At 62.0% G+C, this 14,670-nt stretch carries 14 protein-coding genes and 2 tRNA genes; 8 read left to right on the top strand and 8 right to left on the bottom strand.

The window, feature by feature from the left end; all coding sequences use genetic code 11:
• Positions 1 to 71 precede the first annotated feature (71 nt).
• Together NQ018_RS11465 and NQ018_RS00235 are read left to right on the top strand one after the other, a co-directional pair.
• A complete protein-coding gene (locus tag NQ018_RS11465) occupies positions 72 to 416 on the top strand; it encodes an acyl carrier protein (RefSeq protein ID WP_306428833.1) in 345 nt (114 codons plus the stop codon).
• Positions 413 to 1,216 (top strand): HAD-IIA family hydrolase, encoded by an 804-nt coding sequence (locus NQ018_RS00235; RefSeq protein ID WP_257057359.1) that lies wholly within the window; start codon positions 413 to 415, stop codon positions 1,214 to 1,216. Before NQ018_RS11465 ends, NQ018_RS00235 begins: the two co-directional genes overlap by 4 nt.
• On the opposite strand, the gene NQ018_RS00230 is transcribed toward NQ018_RS00235, so the two are convergent.
• From NQ018_RS00230 to NQ018_RS00215, 4 genes are all read right to left on the bottom strand, one after another.
• Entirely contained in the window at positions 1,213 to 1,566 is a 354-nt protein-coding gene (locus NQ018_RS00230) for a hypothetical protein (protein WP_257057356.1), read from the bottom strand. The genes NQ018_RS00235 and NQ018_RS00230 overlap by 4 nt on opposite strands.
• Before the next feature lie 209 nt (positions 1,567 to 1,775).
• The gene (locus tag NQ018_RS00225; RefSeq protein WP_257057354.1) at positions 1,776 to 2,567 is read right to left on the bottom strand and encodes a serine hydrolase domain-containing protein; all 792 of its coding nucleotides are present in this window, start codon (positions 2,565 to 2,567) and stop codon (positions 1,776 to 1,778) included.
• Between the two features lie 103 nt (positions 2,568 to 2,670).
• Positions 2,671 to 4,113, bottom strand: coding sequence for a purine-cytosine permease family protein (locus NQ018_RS00220; protein ID WP_257057351.1), 1,443 nt, complete (start codon positions 4,111 to 4,113; stop codon positions 2,671 to 2,673).
• Positions 4,114 to 4,465: 352 nt separating this feature from the next.
• The gene (locus NQ018_RS00215; RefSeq protein WP_257057348.1) at positions 4,466 to 5,236 is read right to left on the bottom strand and encodes an SDR family oxidoreductase; all 771 of its coding nucleotides are present in this window, start codon (positions 5,234 to 5,236) and stop codon (positions 4,466 to 4,468) included.
• 50 nt (positions 5,237 to 5,286) lie between these two features.
• On the opposite strand from NQ018_RS00215, the gene NQ018_RS00210 reads away from it, so the two are divergent.
• A complete protein-coding gene (locus NQ018_RS00210) occupies positions 5,287 to 6,762 on the top strand; it encodes a succinic semialdehyde dehydrogenase (RefSeq protein ID WP_257057346.1) in 1,476 nt (491 codons plus the stop codon).
• A gap of 64 nt (positions 6,763 to 6,826) precedes the next feature.
• Here the strand turns inward: NQ018_RS00210 and NQ018_RS00205 are convergent.
• Positions 6,827 to 6,900: transfer RNA gene (locus tag NQ018_RS00205), tRNA-Ile, on the bottom strand.
• 219 nt (positions 6,901 to 7,119) lie between these two features.
• Between NQ018_RS00205 and NQ018_RS00200 the strand changes: the two genes are divergently transcribed.
• From NQ018_RS00200 to NQ018_RS00190, 3 genes are all read left to right on the top strand, one after another.
• Positions 7,120 to 7,192 (top strand) — tRNA-Asn (locus NQ018_RS00200).
• Positions 7,193 to 7,639: 447 nt separating this feature from the next.
• A complete protein-coding gene (locus NQ018_RS00195) occupies positions 7,640 to 7,882 on the top strand; it encodes a hypothetical protein (RefSeq protein WP_257037948.1) in 243 nt (80 codons plus the stop codon).
• A 167-nt stretch (positions 7,883 to 8,049) separates the two neighbouring features.
• On the top strand, positions 8,050 to 8,592 hold the full coding sequence (locus tag NQ018_RS00190; protein WP_257057344.1) for a neocarzinostatin apoprotein domain-containing protein: 543 nt from the start codon (positions 8,050 to 8,052) through the stop codon (positions 8,590 to 8,592).
• Positions 8,593 to 8,600: 8 nt separating this feature from the next.
• On the opposite strand, the gene dnaG is transcribed toward NQ018_RS00190, so the two are convergent.
• Both dnaG and glmS read right to left on the bottom strand, forming a co-directional pair.
• Positions 8,601 to 10,517 (bottom strand): DNA primase, encoded by a 1,917-nt coding sequence (dnaG, locus tag NQ018_RS00185; protein ID WP_257057338.1) that lies wholly within the window; start codon positions 10,515 to 10,517, stop codon positions 8,601 to 8,603.
• A gap of 99 nt (positions 10,518 to 10,616) precedes the next feature.
• Positions 10,617 to 12,494: a glutamine--fructose-6-phosphate transaminase (isomerizing) gene (gene glmS, locus NQ018_RS00180; RefSeq protein WP_257057336.1), complete on the bottom strand. Its 1,878-nt coding sequence runs from the start codon at positions 12,492 to 12,494 to the stop codon at positions 10,617 to 10,619.
• A gap of 106 nt (positions 12,495 to 12,600) precedes the next feature.
• On the opposite strand from glmS, the gene NQ018_RS00175 reads away from it, so the two are divergent.
• Positions 12,601 to 13,116, top strand: a complete 516-nt coding sequence (locus NQ018_RS00175) for a guanyl-specific ribonuclease (protein ID WP_257057335.1) — start codon at positions 12,601 to 12,603, stop codon at positions 13,114 to 13,116.
• 10 nt (positions 13,117 to 13,126) lie between these two features.
• Positions 13,127 to 13,333 carry a hypothetical protein gene (locus NQ018_RS00170; RefSeq protein WP_257057333.1) on the top strand — a complete coding sequence of 69 codons (207 nt, stop codon included), beginning with the start codon at positions 13,127 to 13,129 and terminating at the stop codon, positions 13,331 to 13,333.
• A 44-nt stretch (positions 13,334 to 13,377) separates the two neighbouring features.
• Here the strand turns inward: NQ018_RS00170 and NQ018_RS00165 are convergent, their stop codons facing one another.
• Positions 13,378 to 14,667: a deoxyguanosinetriphosphate triphosphohydrolase gene (locus NQ018_RS00165; RefSeq protein ID WP_257057330.1), complete on the bottom strand. Its 1,290-nt coding sequence runs from the start codon at positions 14,665 to 14,667 to the stop codon at positions 13,378 to 13,380.
• Positions 14,668 to 14,670: the final 3 nt, after the last annotated feature.

Genomic DNA, 14,670 nt, shown 5'->3' with positions numbered 1-14,670 from the left:
AACCAACCCGGAGGGCAGGTAGGCTTAACCTCGTTGGCAATTGGCCAGGAAGCACAGCGGAAAGGACACTGATGGCGTCGTTGCAGGAGCAGCTCGCGGCACTGACCCAACACCAGCACCAGCAGGCCAGTCAGCAGGCCAAAGAGCAGACGGGCCGGGAAGATGTTGCGTCGGGGGAAGGAGGGGGCCGGAAGGCGGAGGCGGAGACGTCGGTACGCTTGCGGGCGCTGCTGCCGGAGGAAGTTTCGATGGGGGTGCCCCTGGAGGAGGCGGGGCTGGATTCGCTGGAGAGGATTGAGCTGGCCGTGCGCGTGCAGCAGGAGTTTCAGATCAGGATTTCGGAGGAGGAGTTTCTGGGGCTGAGGTCGCTGGATGAGTTGTGCGAATTGATTGATCGGCGAGGAGAGGGACAATGACGATCGCGTATTTGACGGACATGGATGGCGTGCTCATTCGTGAAGGGGAGATGATTCCTGGGGCGGATGCGTTTATTGGTGCGCTTGAGGAGCATGGGATCGAGTTTTTGGTGCTCACGAACAATTCGATCCACACGCAGCGCGATTTGGCCGCGCGCCTGCGTCGGACGGGATTGGACATTCCGCCGGAGCGGATTTGGACCTCGGCTACAGCAACGGCGGTGTTCCTTTCGCAGCAGGCCAAAGATGGCACCGCGTATGTTGTAGGCGAGTCCGGGCTGACCACCGAGCTGCACGATCACGGCTTTGTGCTCTCGGATTCCAACCCCGATTTTGTGGTGCTCGGCGAAACACGCACCTATTCTTTCGAGGCGATCACCACCGCGATCAACCTGATCAACGCCGGCGCGCGCTTCATTTGCACGAACCCCGACGTCACCGGCCCTGCCCCGCACGGCGTCCTGCCTGCCACGGGTGCGGTCGCGGCCCTGATCACCGCCGCCACCGGCAAGGACCCGTACTACGTGGGCAAGCCGAACCCGGTGATGATGCGCTCGGCGCTCAACGCGATCGGCGCGCATTCGGAGCATTCCGTGATGATCGGCGACCGCATGGACACCGACGTCCGCTGCGGCCTCGAAGCCGGCATGCGAACCATCCTCGTGCGCACGGGCATTTCCGACGAACACGAAATCAACAAATACCCCTACCGCCCCACCGACGTAGTGGATTCCGTGGCCGAGCTCAGCACGCGCATTCTGGACCCCTTCAGCGACGGCCACTACGGCCACAGCGCTTAGGCTGCTGCTGCGTCGAGAAAGGAGAGCTCGCAGCGAAAGCCCATGGCGTGGGCGAGGTCGGCGAGGGCGTCGTCGAGGAGGCGTAGCTCAGCCGGCGTTGCGTACAAAGGCTGGGTGCACGCTATCCGACGCGGCCAGCGCCCCTGGACTTCCCAACGGCAAAACGCCGCGTCCCACACCGAAGGGGCAAGAGAGTGGCTGCCACGAGGGTCCGGTGCGGTCGCGAAAGCAGCGCCCAAAGCCAGCGGCGGGGTGCTGCGCAACGTTGCGGCAATCGCGGCTTCAACCGCAGGGCGCGCTGCGGCAGGCGCATCTGCAATGGTGAGCAGCGCGCAGGAGAGCAACTCCATGGGGTGGCCCCTTTACTGAGTACCAACAGCAAAAACTGTGCTGTTGAGACGAGTTTCGTCTTCCCCAACGCCTCGTGCTTCAGCGGGAACATCCGCGGGAACATCCCTAGTGTTGCCCGCGATTCTGCCCCCTTGCGCATTCCCCCATCAACTCTCAATCACCACTTCACACCCCCATTTGCTCAAGTGCTCGTTGAAAGTTCTAGCCACTATTGGGTGGCGGTGCGCCACAGTTCGTCATTGGTGTCCGCCCACAGGGGCTTGGCCCAGTCGCCGAAGGCGCGGTCGGTGAGCACCACCGCGGCGTGCCCTGCCTTGGGCTCAATCCACAGGTACGTCCCCGACTGCCCAAAGTGGCCCACTGTGCCCTCCGGCATTTGGGTGCCGGTCCAGTGCGGCGATTTGCTCCCCTTAATTTCAAACCCGAGGCCCCAAGGGCAGGGCTTCTGATTACCGTAACCTGGTACAACGCCGGGGAGGTCGCCACCGTGGTTTTGTATGGCATTTCGCACGGTGCTGGGGTGCAGCAAAGTTGGGCGCAGCACCTCCTTGGCAAAAAGCAACAGGTCATTGGCCGTGGAGCGGGCCTCGTGCCCAGGCGAACCCCACAGTTCGGTGCGCCCCATCCCGAGCGGCTGGCACAGCGCCTCGTCGAGGTATTGAGCAAAAGGCATCCCCGCAGCCTGCTCGAGGTGCTCTGCGACTAGTTCGAAGCCATAGGAGGAGTACACCCGGCGCGTATTCGGCTCCCTCGTGCTGTCCTGGCGTTGGAATCCCACCCCGCCGGTGTGGCTGAGCAACTGAGCGACCGTCGCGTTAGTGGGGCCAATGCGATCCTCCAGGGCAATTGCTTCCTCTTCCACCGCAACGAGCACCGCGTACGCGCTGAGCAGCTTGGTCACGCTCGCCAGCTCATACACCCGATCCAGCTCGCCGTAGTGCACCCCAAACGTGCTCGCCGCGCTCACATGTTCACAGGGCCATTGCGCAAAGTCCGTCATGTGTGCCCATCATAGTGCCACCGGGTTTCTCGCTCGCCCCTCCCTCGCGAAACGCGCGTGCCGACGCCGCCGAAGTTCGCACGCTGGCAGCGTCGGCAGGCGCCTAGCGGCGTTCCTGGGCGCGGACCTTGGATGCGCACCCCAGCCAGTAGCCAACGAAACCAATGATCAGAGCAATGATCACGCCAATGTTGCCGTAGGCCCATTCGCCTTCCTTGCCGCCGATGAGGAAAAGGAGATACCCCTGCCAGTCATTGAAGGGTGCGTCGGAGTAGGTGTTGATCACCAGGCCCCAGCCAACCACGCACGCGATGGCCATCAGCGCCAGGGACACGCCGTTGAACGCGCCGTAGCGGCCCTCGCTGTCAAATAGTGCCTGTTCGTCGTAGGGTTGCTTGCGCAGAGCGATGTCCGCCATCATGATGCCCGCCCACGCCGCCAGTGGCACACCCAATGTGACCAGGAAGGATTGGAAAGGACCAATGAATGTTGGAGAGAAGAACACCACGTAGATTGTGCCGGCGGTGAGGATGAGGCCGTCGATGAGGGAAGCCAGCGGGCGCGGAACTTTGATTCCCAAGGTGAGAAGCGTGAGGCCTGAAGAGTAGATGCCGTTGATCGCACCGGAGAGAAGCGAAAGGATCGCGGTAAGCAGAAACGGCAGAAGGAACCACGTAGGCAGCAGCGCAGAAAGCGCACCAATAGGGTCCAGACCCACGTTTTCCGCAAGCTCACTTGAGGACCCGGCCAGCAGCAAACCGAAGGAAATCAGCACCGCAGGCCCCAGGGAGCCGCCAAAGGTATTCCAGAACACAATCGACGAATCCTTGGTGCTGCGAGATTGATACCGCGACCAATCCGCAGCGATATTCACCCAGCCCAGGCCGGTGCCGGTCATGACCAAAGTCATTCCACCGATCATGCCTGGCAGCGAACCAGATTCCATGCTGCCTACGGCCTGCCAGTCGATTGCCGGGAACACCAAAATCACGTAAATGATCGTGGTGAAACCCGTCAGCCATGTGAGCACGGACTGCATCCGCATAATGACGTGATATCCCGCCACCGCACCGAGGACGATCAGCACGGCCACTGTTACCGAAGCGATGACGTTCAGCAAGGTCATACTGTCCGTCATCCAGCCGAGGCGCTCAAAAATCGTTGCCGTAGCCAGCACCGCCGTAATTGCAAGTGAGGTTTCCCAACCAATCGAAACCAGCCAGGAAACGATGCCCGGAATCTTCGCTCCCTGCACACCAAATGCAGAACGCGACATAACCATAGTTGGCACCGACCCACGCTTGCCGCCGAGCGCAATCACACCGCACACAACAAACGACAAAATCACACCAAGCACCGCCACCACCGTGGCCTGCGCAACCGAAATGCCGAACCCCAAAACCCAAGCGCCATAGCTCATGGTGAACACCGAAATGTTCGACGCAAACCACGGCAAAAATAGCTGCCTCGGCGAAGCAGTACGCTGCTCCTCCCCCACAATCTCAATGCCAGTGCGCTCAATCGCGCCGACCTGAACCTGCTCCATGTTGCTACTGCACCTTCGCACTCAAAAACTAGGGACATTTACGCCTCCAGGCAGGCAGTTCCTCCCTAGCCCTTCGGCATTGCACAAAGCATAGCCCCTACCCCGGACACGCCCTCATCCGAGCCCGGCCCCAGGGGGTAGTACGGGGTTCGTGTTTTGGCGGGCACGACGGTTTTCAGGACACCTTCGGCCTGATTGCGCCATCTAGAACCGAAAGGTGTCCTGAAAACCTACCCTGGTGCCTCGCGGGGCTAGTTGTTGCACGTTCAACGACGGAAACCAGGACACCTTTGACAAACCCACGCCCCAAAATGGCGAAAGGTGTCCTGAAAACCGTCGCGAAAGCAACCCCTTAACCGGCGATGAGGCGATTGATGAGCCGCGCGAGTCGTTGCGGGGCGAAGCGCCCGGCGGTGGCCAGGAGGCGGTCGGTGAGGCTCACTCCGTAATGGATTTGGGTGCGCTGCCAGCGATTGGCCGGGTGGACTGCGCCCCAGACCGCGTCCGCAACTTGCTCCGGGGTGATGCGCACGCCGAGGCGCCGGGTGGAGCCAACGTCTACCTGCGCCAATGCGGTTTTGGCCCACAGCGGGTTGATGCTGACCACGCGGATGCCACGCCGGCGCCATTCCAGGTCGAGCGCCTCGGTGAGCCCTTGAACATAAAATTTGCTCGCGGAATACGTCGCGATTCCAGGCTGGCCGTAAATCGCGGAGGCGCTCCCCATGTTGACTAGTGTGCCGCCGGCCGAAAGGTACTCGCTCGCCGCCCGCGCGCCCAATGTGAGCCCCAAACAATTGACGTTGATCTGCAGCGCAACCTCATCTGGGCTCAGCTGAGCCAAGTCGCCAGCAACCAGGACGCCCGCATTGTTGTGCAGTACGTCAATGGGCTTGCCCGTCTTCCCCGTGAAGTCGGCGAGCGCTCGCTGCCAACCTTCGGCACTGGTGACGTCGAGAACTCCTGTGATCACCCGAGCCCCATGCTGCGCTTGGAGGGCTGTGACCTCGGGGGATTCGGGCGTGACGTCGTAAATTCCCACTGTCCAGCCCTCTTGGGCGAAGCGTTTGGCCACCGCCGCTCCGATTCCGCGGGCGCCTCCGGAAATAAAGATCGTGTGCATGGGGGTAATCCTAACCACGCGTGTCATGGGTGTGTTCTAGCCTTGTTTTCATGAGCAGCGCTGAGATCATCATCACGAATCCTCGCACCGGAGAGGTGCTGGCCACGGTGCCTTCCATGGGCATTTCCGACGTCGACGTCGCCTTCTCCCGGGCGCGGGCAGCAGCGAAGCGGTGGGCACAGACTAACGTGCGCGAACGCGCCGCGGTGTTTTTGCGGCTGCACGACCTGTTGCTCGAGCACCGAGACGAGCTGCTGGAGACGATCGTGTTGGAAACCGGCAAGAACCGAGCCAGTGCCTTTGAAGAGGTCATGGACACGGTGATCAACGCTCGCTACTACGGCAAAAAGGGCCCTAGCCTGCTGAAACCCCGGCGGGCCAAGGGGGCGCTTCCGGTGATCACGAGCACCGTTGTGGAGCATGTGCCTGTGGGCGTGGTGGGAATCATCAGCCCATGGAATTACCCGCTTACGCTCACGCTTTCGGACGCCATCCCGGCGCTTCTAGCGGGTAACGGTGTGGTGATTAAGCCGGATTCGCAAACTCCGATGTCGCTTCTTCTCGCCGAACGGCTCCTGCTCGAGGCCGGCCTGCCCGAAGACCTATTGCAGGTGGTCACGGGCCCGGGCAGCGTGGTCGGTGACGCAATTGCCCGCCAATGCGACTACCTCATGTTCACCGGCTCCACCGCAACCGGACGGGTCCTCGGCGCAATTGCTGGCGAGCGCCTCATTGGCTACTCCGCGGAGCTCGGCGGCAAGAACCCGCTGATCATCACCGAGGACGCCAACATGGCAAGCACCATCCGCGGCGCACTCAACGCTTGCTTTTCCAACTCGGGGCAACTGTGCATTTCGATTGAACGCATTTATGTTCACCAGGCGCGGTACCAGGAGTTTTTGGAAGGCTTCGTGGCCGCCGTGCGCAAGATGCGCATCGGTACCGGCGGATGGGCCGAGGACATGGGCTCACTTATCTCCGCCAAGCAGGTGGATGCCGCTATGGACTTTGTCAACAACGCCATTGACTCCGGCGCCACCCTGCACTGCGGTGGGAGGCTGCCGGACCTGGGGGCGTCGTTCATGGCCCCAGTGGTGCTCAGCGGCGTGAGCGAAACCGCCGACGTCCACAAACAGGAAGTTTTCGGGCCCGTGGTCTACGTTGAGCCCTATTCAAACGTTGAAGAGGTGATCTCTCGCGCGAACGCCACCGACTACGGCCTCAATGCATCCGTGTTCGGCAAGCCGGCCACCGCGAAGGCCATCGCGCGTCGCATTATGGCAGGTAGCGTCAATATCAATGACGGCTACGCCGCCACCTTCGGCAGTATCGACGCCCCCATGGGCGGCATGAAAGCAAGTGGGCTGGGGCGCAGGCACTCCAGTGTGGGGCTGCTGAAGTACACGGAAGCGCGCACCACAAGCATCCAGCGACTGACCCCAATTCAAGGGCCGGAAGAACTCAATCGCGAGCAGTACGCCAAACTGGTGAGCAAAGCACTCAAATGGGGCAAGCACCTCTTGTAGCTCGCTCAACACCCTCCGAGAAAGGCAAAACCCCTGGTCATGGGGCCAGGGGAAATGTGGTTTGTGGGGCCACCGGGGCTCGAACCCGGGACCAACGGATTATGAGTCCGCAGCTCTAACCGACTGAGCTATAGCCCCACGCCAGCGCGCTTAAACGATTACCACCGTTCGTGTCTACAACGACATTATGCAGGCAGGCTGTCTCAGTATAGGGCAAAGCGTTTGGCATTCCGAAACCCCACCACCGCCACCCTCGTTCCCGGCCCTGAACTGCCGGTTTGCGAAAGTTCGATGCATGCAGATATAGTTTCTTTTCGTTGCAAGGCGCAAGCACAAAGCAAGCGCAGAGCATCACATTCCGCCATAGCTCAGTTGGCAGAGCATTCGACTGTTAATCGAAGGGTCACTGGTTCGAGCCCAGTTGGCGGAGCAAAACAACCCACCTTGTTGCGGCAACTACGCAGCCGGGTGGGTTTCTTCGTGGATTGAGGCCGATTGCGACGGAAATCAGGACACCTTCCGCCCGGCCGCGCCCCACAACCCTCAAAGGTGTCCTGAAAACCCACCCAAGGCACACCCCACCACCAAGCCCACAGCCAACCACGACGGAAACCAGGACACCTTTCACAAAACCACTCCACCGAACAACCAAAGGTGTCCTGAAAACCTACGCGCAATACGCCCCAACCCGTGCCTCACTACGGAACAAGGCCTCGGGGCCTCGGGTACAGTGGAGGCGTCGTAGATGGGACGTGGATTGAGCGCAGCGGAGGCCTCCAGGTGCGCGAAGGCATCGTTCAGCAGGCATCGCTGGGCAGGCATCGCTGACGCAGACGTCACGGAACAGACATCGCAAGGCTAAGGAGAGCATTTCGCTGTGATTCAGTTTGTTGTGGGCGCCGCCGCTGGGTATGTCTTTGGCACGAAGGCCGGGCGCAAGCGTTATGAGCAGATTAAGAAGGGCTATAAGCTGGCGGTGGAGTCGCCGGTGACAAAGCAAGCTGTGAAGTTCACCCGCCAGACCTTGGCAAACAAGTTGGATCCGCAGCCTCGGATGAAGGAAGTCCGGAACCTGAAGCAGGATGATGGCTCCACGGTGCTGGAGCCCGACCAAGACTAGCCCCTAACATCGCGCACGTACTTCCATCACGGGGGTACGTTTTGCGTGAAAGTCCCCCAATCTAGTTGGCAGCTCACGTAGAATCTTTGGGTATGCGTGGGCGGCTTGCCTGCCCCCGATTCATCCGTTTTGCACGCTTGACTCTGTGGAAAGGTTGGAAGGCCCTTATGGCTTACTCCCGTCGTCGTTCGTTGACTTTGGCTGGTGCCGCACTCGTTGTTGGCAGCGCCCTCGCTGCTTGCCACCCACCAAGCGAGGTGGATTCCGAGTTGAAGGTAAACACCGCCACTGGTGTTGCCGCACCAACTCAGGCCTCCACCACCACTTCCGCTGAAGCCGAAGCCGAAGCTGAAGAAAACGTCGAGATCTCCCTGCCAAACGCGCAGCTCACGGAGGGCCAGCAGTTCAGCTTCACAGTCACAGGCCTGCTGCCCGACGGTGGCTACTATGCGGCGATTTGCTCGGCAGAAGATTCCGACGTCCCCGCGTGCACCGGCATCCAAACTGATCCAGCGAACCAGGCTTGGCTGAACAACGCCAGCGGTAACGTCGCGATTGACGCCACCGGCGCCGCTGCCGTCACCCTCACCGCAACAGCCACTGGCGAGGACCTCGACTGCACCACCGATGATTGCGTGCTCAAGGTCTTTGGCGACCAAAACAACGACTTCGAGCCAAAAGCGGAGGTCCCAGTCACCTTCACCGCCTAAGCAGGCGCTTATTTAAACACTCTGTCAAGGAGTTCGCGGCGGGCCTGCTCGAGTGCGATGAGGTCGGCAAACATGCGGTTGTACGTTTGCTCATCCTCGCTCGGGCGCATCCGCTGTAATTGGCCCTTCAGTAGTGCGATCTGATTGCCCACGCGCTGCTCATGCAGACGCGAGAGGGTGCGGTCAGTGTGCACGCGAAGGGCCTCATCTATCCCCTCCTCCAGGTCCATCTCTAGGTGGATTTGTTCCACCGCAAGCTCGGAGACCACGGACTGGGCGATCATGTCCCGCAGGCGGTCGTTCACTGCCGAAATCCACCCAGCCCCAGCGCCATTCACCGCGGCGGCGCAGCCACCCGCCTGGGCAATCGCGCCGCGGATCGCAGCGTAGGTGGGGTGGGTGAAGGCATCATCGGGGAGGCCGTCAAAGTAGTCCCCCGCTGCGGCCGGCTGCTGCAGGGCAAGTTTGAGGGCCTCGCGCTGGGGCCAGAGCTTGGGGTCGCGGCGGTCAGGCATCGGCAGCAGCGCCTGCGCCGTGGGAGTCTGGGCCGCGTCGGTACGCATTGCACGGCGCCGCTGCTCTTTGGGGCGTTGGCTGGCGGCGCGGACTTGCTGGAGGACCTCGTTGGGGTCAGGCCAGCCCACCAAGCCGGCGAGACGACGGGCGTATTCGGTGCGCAGGGGGACGTCCTTGATGTCGGCGACGATGGGGACGGTGCGGCGCAGGGCTTGGAGGCGGCCTTCGGCGGAGTCGAGGGGATAGTTGGCGATCATGCTGCGCAGCACGAACTCGATCATCGGTTGGCGGCGGGCCACGAGTTCGCGCACGGCGGCGTCGCCTTTGGCAAGGCGCAGGTCGCAGGGGTCCATGCCGTCAGGCGCGATGGAGACGTAACTTTGACCGGTGAATTTTTGGTCGCCTTCGAAAGCGCGCAGGGCGGCTTTTTGGCCGGCTTCGTCTCCGTCGAAGGTGTAGATGAGGGAGCCGGCGAAGAAGGTGTCGTCCAGCATGTAGCGGCGCAGGATCTGCAGGTGTTCCTCGCCGAATGCGGTGCCACAGGCCGCAACGGCGGTGCGGACGCCAGCCGCATGCATCGCCATGACGTCGGTGTAGCCCTCTACCACCACCGCTTGGTGTGACTCAGCAATGTGCCGCTTGGCGGCATCCAGGCCAAAGAGCACCTTGGACTTCTTGTAGAGCAGCGTCTCTGGGGTGTTCATGTATTTGCCCAGTTTGTCGTCGTCAAACAGCTTGCGTGCGCCGAAGCCGATCACATCGCCAGAGACGTTCTTGATGGGCCACAGCAGGCGGCGGTGGAAACGGTCAATCGGCCCCTGGCGCCCCATCGTGGAAAGCCCGGCGGCCTCCAGCTCCTTGAACGCAAAGCCTTTACGCTGCAGGTGCTTAGTCAGGGTATCCCAGCCGGCGGGGGCAAACCCGCACTCGAACTCGTGGATGAGGTCCTTGGAAAAGCCGCGGTCCAGCAGGAATTGGCGTGCGGGGGCGGCCTCTGCGGTCTCCAACTGCTCACGGTAGAAGGCGTGGGCAGCCCTGTTCGCCTCGATGAGGCGCTTGCGCGTACCGGGTTCCTCGCGCCGCCCGCCGGTGGTTCCGCCCTGGTAGTTGATCGTGTAGTTGATCTTTTCCGCTACCGCCTCCACGGCCTCTGGGAACGTCAGGTGTTCGACTTCCATGAGGAAGGTGAACACGTCGCCGCCCTTGCCTGTGGAAAAGCAGTGAAAATACCCATGGTTCGGGCGCACGTGGAAGGAGGGCGTCTTTTCGTCCTTAAACGGTGAAAGCCCCTTGAGGGAATCGGCGCCAGCCGGCTTGAGCTGCACATACTCCCCCACAATTTCCTCAATGGGGGCCTGTTCACGAATCGCCTGGATATCGCTGTCCGGAATCCTGCCCTTTGCTGCCATACCGGATATCGTACCGCCGCCGTCAAGCTTCGCGCCGCGCACGCAAAACGACGCCGCCAGGAGCGGACCTTGGCGACGTCGGCACGCGGGCTTGCGGCACTACTCCACAGTTACCGACTTTGCGAGGTTGCGTGGCTGGTCAACGTCATAGCCCTTGACCGTTGCCACCGCGCAGGCGAACACCTGCAGCGGCACGGTAGCCAGCAGCGGCTGCATCAGCGTGGGGGCCTGGGGGACGCGAATGACGTGGTTGGCGTATTGATTGACGGCGGTATCGCCTTCCTCCGCAATCACAATGGTCACGGCACCGCGGGCGCGCACTTCCTGGATGTTTGACACCACCTTGGAGTGCAGGGAATCGCGGCCACGAGGCGAAGGAGCGATAATGAACACCGGCTGCCCCTCCTCCACCAATGCGATCGGGCCGTGCTTCAACTCGCCGGCGGCGAAACCCTCTGCGTGCAGGTAGGCGATCTCCTTGAGCTTTAGCGCACCCTCCAGGGCAACTGGGAAACCAACGTGACGACCCAGGAACAGCACCGAGGAGGCATCCTTCATATTCTCTGCGAGCGCCTTGACCTCATCCTCGCGGTCGATGACCTGTTGCACCTTCTCCGGGATCTGGCGCAACTCGGCGAGGACGGCGTTGACTTCATCCGCGAACATGTTGCCACGCACCTGCGCGAGGTAGAGACCAAGCAGATAGGTGGCGGTGATCTGGGCGAGGAAGGCCTTGGTGGAGGCCACTGCGATCTCCGGGCCGGCGTGGGTGTAGAGGGAGGCGTCGGCCTCGCGCGGGATCGAGGAACCGTTGGTGTTACAAATGGCGATCACCTTTGCGCCCTGCTCGCGGGCGTGGCGTACGGCCATGAGCGTGTCCATGGTTTCACCAGACTGCGAAAGGGCTACAACAAGCGTCTTTTCATTCACAATCGGGTCGCGGTAGCGGAACTCATGCGCAAGCTCGACCTCGGTGGGGATGCGGCACCAGTGCTCAATCGCATACCGGGCAACCTGCCCGGCATAGGCAGCGGTGCCGCAGGCGATCACGATGATCTTATCGACGCTTCGCAGCAGCGACTCATCGATGCGCAGTTCATCGAGGGTGAGCTTGCCGTTTTCATCGAAGCGGCCCAGCAAGGTATCGCGGATCGCGGCTGGCTGATCGTGAATTTCCTTGTCCATGAAGGAGTCAAAGCCATCCTTCTTGGCGGCCTGCGCGTCCCACTCCACCGTGAAGGGCTTCCCCTCGGCTGGGTTGCCGTCAAGGTCCGTGATCTCGTAGCCCGCTGCGGTAACGGTGACCACGTTGTCATTGGCCATTTCCACGGCCTGCTTGGTGTAGTCAATGAACCCGGAGACGTCTGAGCCGAGGAAGTTCTCCCCTTCGCCAACGCCGATCACCAGGGGCGAGTCACGACGTGCCGCCACAATCCGGTCCGGTACATCCGCATGCACGGCGAGCAGCGTAAACGTGCCCTCGAAGCGCTTACAAACCGCGCGCATGGCGGCGGAGAGGTCACCGAGCTCCCGGTACGCCTCCGCGAGCAAAGCGGCCGCAACCTCGGTATCCGTCTCAGACACAAAGTTGTGTCCCTTAGCCACCAGCTCGGATTTCAGCTCAGAAAAGTTCTCAATGATGCCGTTGTGCACCAGGGCGAGCTTGCCACCATCTACAACATGGGGGTGAGCGTTGGCGTCGGTAGGCCCGCCGTGCGTAGCCCAGCGAGTATGCCCGATGCCCAGCACGGAATCCGGCAACGGTGCGGCCTCGATCTCCGCCTCGAGCATGGCTACCTTGCCCGCCTTCTTGCGGAAAGCAACCTGCTCATCGGCCACCACTGCCACACCTGCGGAATCGTATCCGCGGTATTCCAAGCGCCGAAGGCCCTCAAGCACGACGTCAAGCGCGAAGTAGCTGCGAGCCACCTCACCTGGGGCGGGTTGGGTACCTACAAAACCTACGATTCCACACATGTCCTAAAGCGTACATTGGTGTGTCAAGCCCCCACCGTTGCGCCACAGCTTTGCCTGCTTACGGGGTAAAAATGGGCGTGTCTTGCCCGTGTGCAACAATGTTGCCATGCCTTCAGAATCCGCATCACAACCCTCACCCCCAAAGGGAATCAAGACCCTCCTCGGGACGATCCTGGCCATCATTGGCGCCAGCATTGGCTTCGGCATTGGTTGGCCGCTGGGCGGGGAGGATTCCGCGCCTACCTCCAGTGCTGCCACCAGCACCTCCCCCAGTGCCGCTGCTTCCGCTGGGACGACTTCGCGCGCCGCTGCCGTGACGGACGGTGACACCTGCGCCGTGGATACCCTGCCCGCCGAGGCCACCGAGACGATCGAGGACATCCTCGCAGGCGGTCCCTATGACTACCCCGAGAATGACAACCGGCGATTTGGCAACTACGAGGGCCACTTGCCGCAGGAATCCCGCAACTTCTACCGCGAGTACACCGTGGAAACCCCTGGGCTGCGCCACCGCGGGGAACGCCGCATTGTCACCGGAGGCGGTACGGAAACCGATCCCGAAGTCTGGTACTACACCGATGACCACTACGAATCCTTCTGTGAGATCCCCGATGCCGAGTAACCGATTGATCGTGACCAACCCCCGCAGCACCGCGGACTTCGGCGCGAGCTTCACGCCCCAAGCGCGCAATATCGATGCGCTTATCGACGCCCTCCGGCAAGCGCAGGTGGGCACCGTTGTGATCCGGGGGCTCACCGAAGCCACGCCCCAAGTGCAGCGAGTTTGCGCCGCGCTGTGGGACAGCGGGCTGAGCGTGGAGCTGGAAATAGAGGACTGAGCCTAAGTGATGTGGCCAAAGTGCGGTGGCCTAGGTGCGGTGGCCTAGGTGATGTAGCCGACGAGCCCTGCTGCCTGCCCCACCAGGCGCTCGAGGCGGGATTCAGTCATGGAGGCGATCTGGTCCACCACCACTCGCTCGCGCTCCAAGTCGGTGTTCGCCTGCTCCCACCACAGGCGGAACATTGGGTCGAGGGCTCCGGGGGCGCCGCCCATGAGGTACTCATAGGCGATGGCGATGCGGTCGCGCTGGTGATCCTGCCGCTGCAAGTGAATGGGGTTGTCCATGACGTACAGCACGGCGATGGTCTTCAGCAAAGTGACCTCGGCGAGCACCTGCTCCGGGACCACCAAGTTGCCCTGAATCCGGCCGATCTGCCCAGAGTTCGCCTGGCGGGTGGCCTCCACCACCGCGCCCACGTAGCGCCCCACCAGCTCGGAGGTCATTGCCTTCACGTTCACAAAGCCGGTGAGCGTGGCATCAAAATCGGCGGCGCGCCCCACTACCTGCAGCTCGCGGAGGCCGTCTGCGGCAGCGATGAGCTGTTCCGGGGTCACGCCACCAAACGCGCGCGCACCTTTGTCCGCCAGCTCAGCCAACTCAACAAAGTCCCACAGCACGGACAGGTTGATGCGCCCGGAAACAATGCCGTCTTCAACGTCGTGGACGCTGTAGGCGATGTCGTCGGAAAAGTCCATGGCCTGGGCTTCCATGCTCGGGCGCTCGTCGCTGTGCCCTTGGCGGATCCAGCTGAGGATTTCTGCGTCTTCGTCGTAGCAACCGTACTTCCTGTTCACCTGCCCATCGGCGGCCGTGCGTGTGCGCGGATACTTGCAGGCCGCGTCCAGCGCCGCCCGGGTGAGGTTCAACCCAAACGACTCCGCCTCCAACCCCTTCCCCACCAGTACCTTTGGCTCCAACCGAGTCAGAATCCGCAAGGTTTGGGCGTTGCCCTCAAACCCGCAGTCGGAAATCTGATCCAGCGCCTTCTCCCCGTTGTGCCCATACGGTGGGTGGCCGATGTCATGCGTCAAACCAGCCATTTCACACAAATCAGCGTCAAGGCCGAGCCCTTGGCCAATGCCGCGGGCGATCTGCGCTACCTCCAGAGAGTGCGTGAGCCGCGTGCGCGGGGTGTCGCCATCATGCGGGCCCACAACCTGCGTCTTGTCCGCGAGCCGACGCAGCGCCGCCGAATGCAGCACCCGGGCGCGATCGCGCGCGAAAGGCCCCCGCCCATCGCCGCCTAGCCCACCGGGGGTGACCAGTTGCGAACCCTTCGGTCCCTCCTCGAACCTCCGCTGCCAATCCTGCGGCCCATACACAGCACTCATACC

The sequence above is a fragment of the Corynebacterium kozikiae genome, assembly GCF_024580965.1.
GTDB lineage: Bacteria > Actinomycetota > Actinomycetes > Mycobacteriales > Mycobacteriaceae > Corynebacterium > Corynebacterium kozikiae.
The sequence above is the reverse complement of the archived record's forward strand: the minus strand, read 5'-3'. Positions and strand labels throughout refer to the sequence as shown.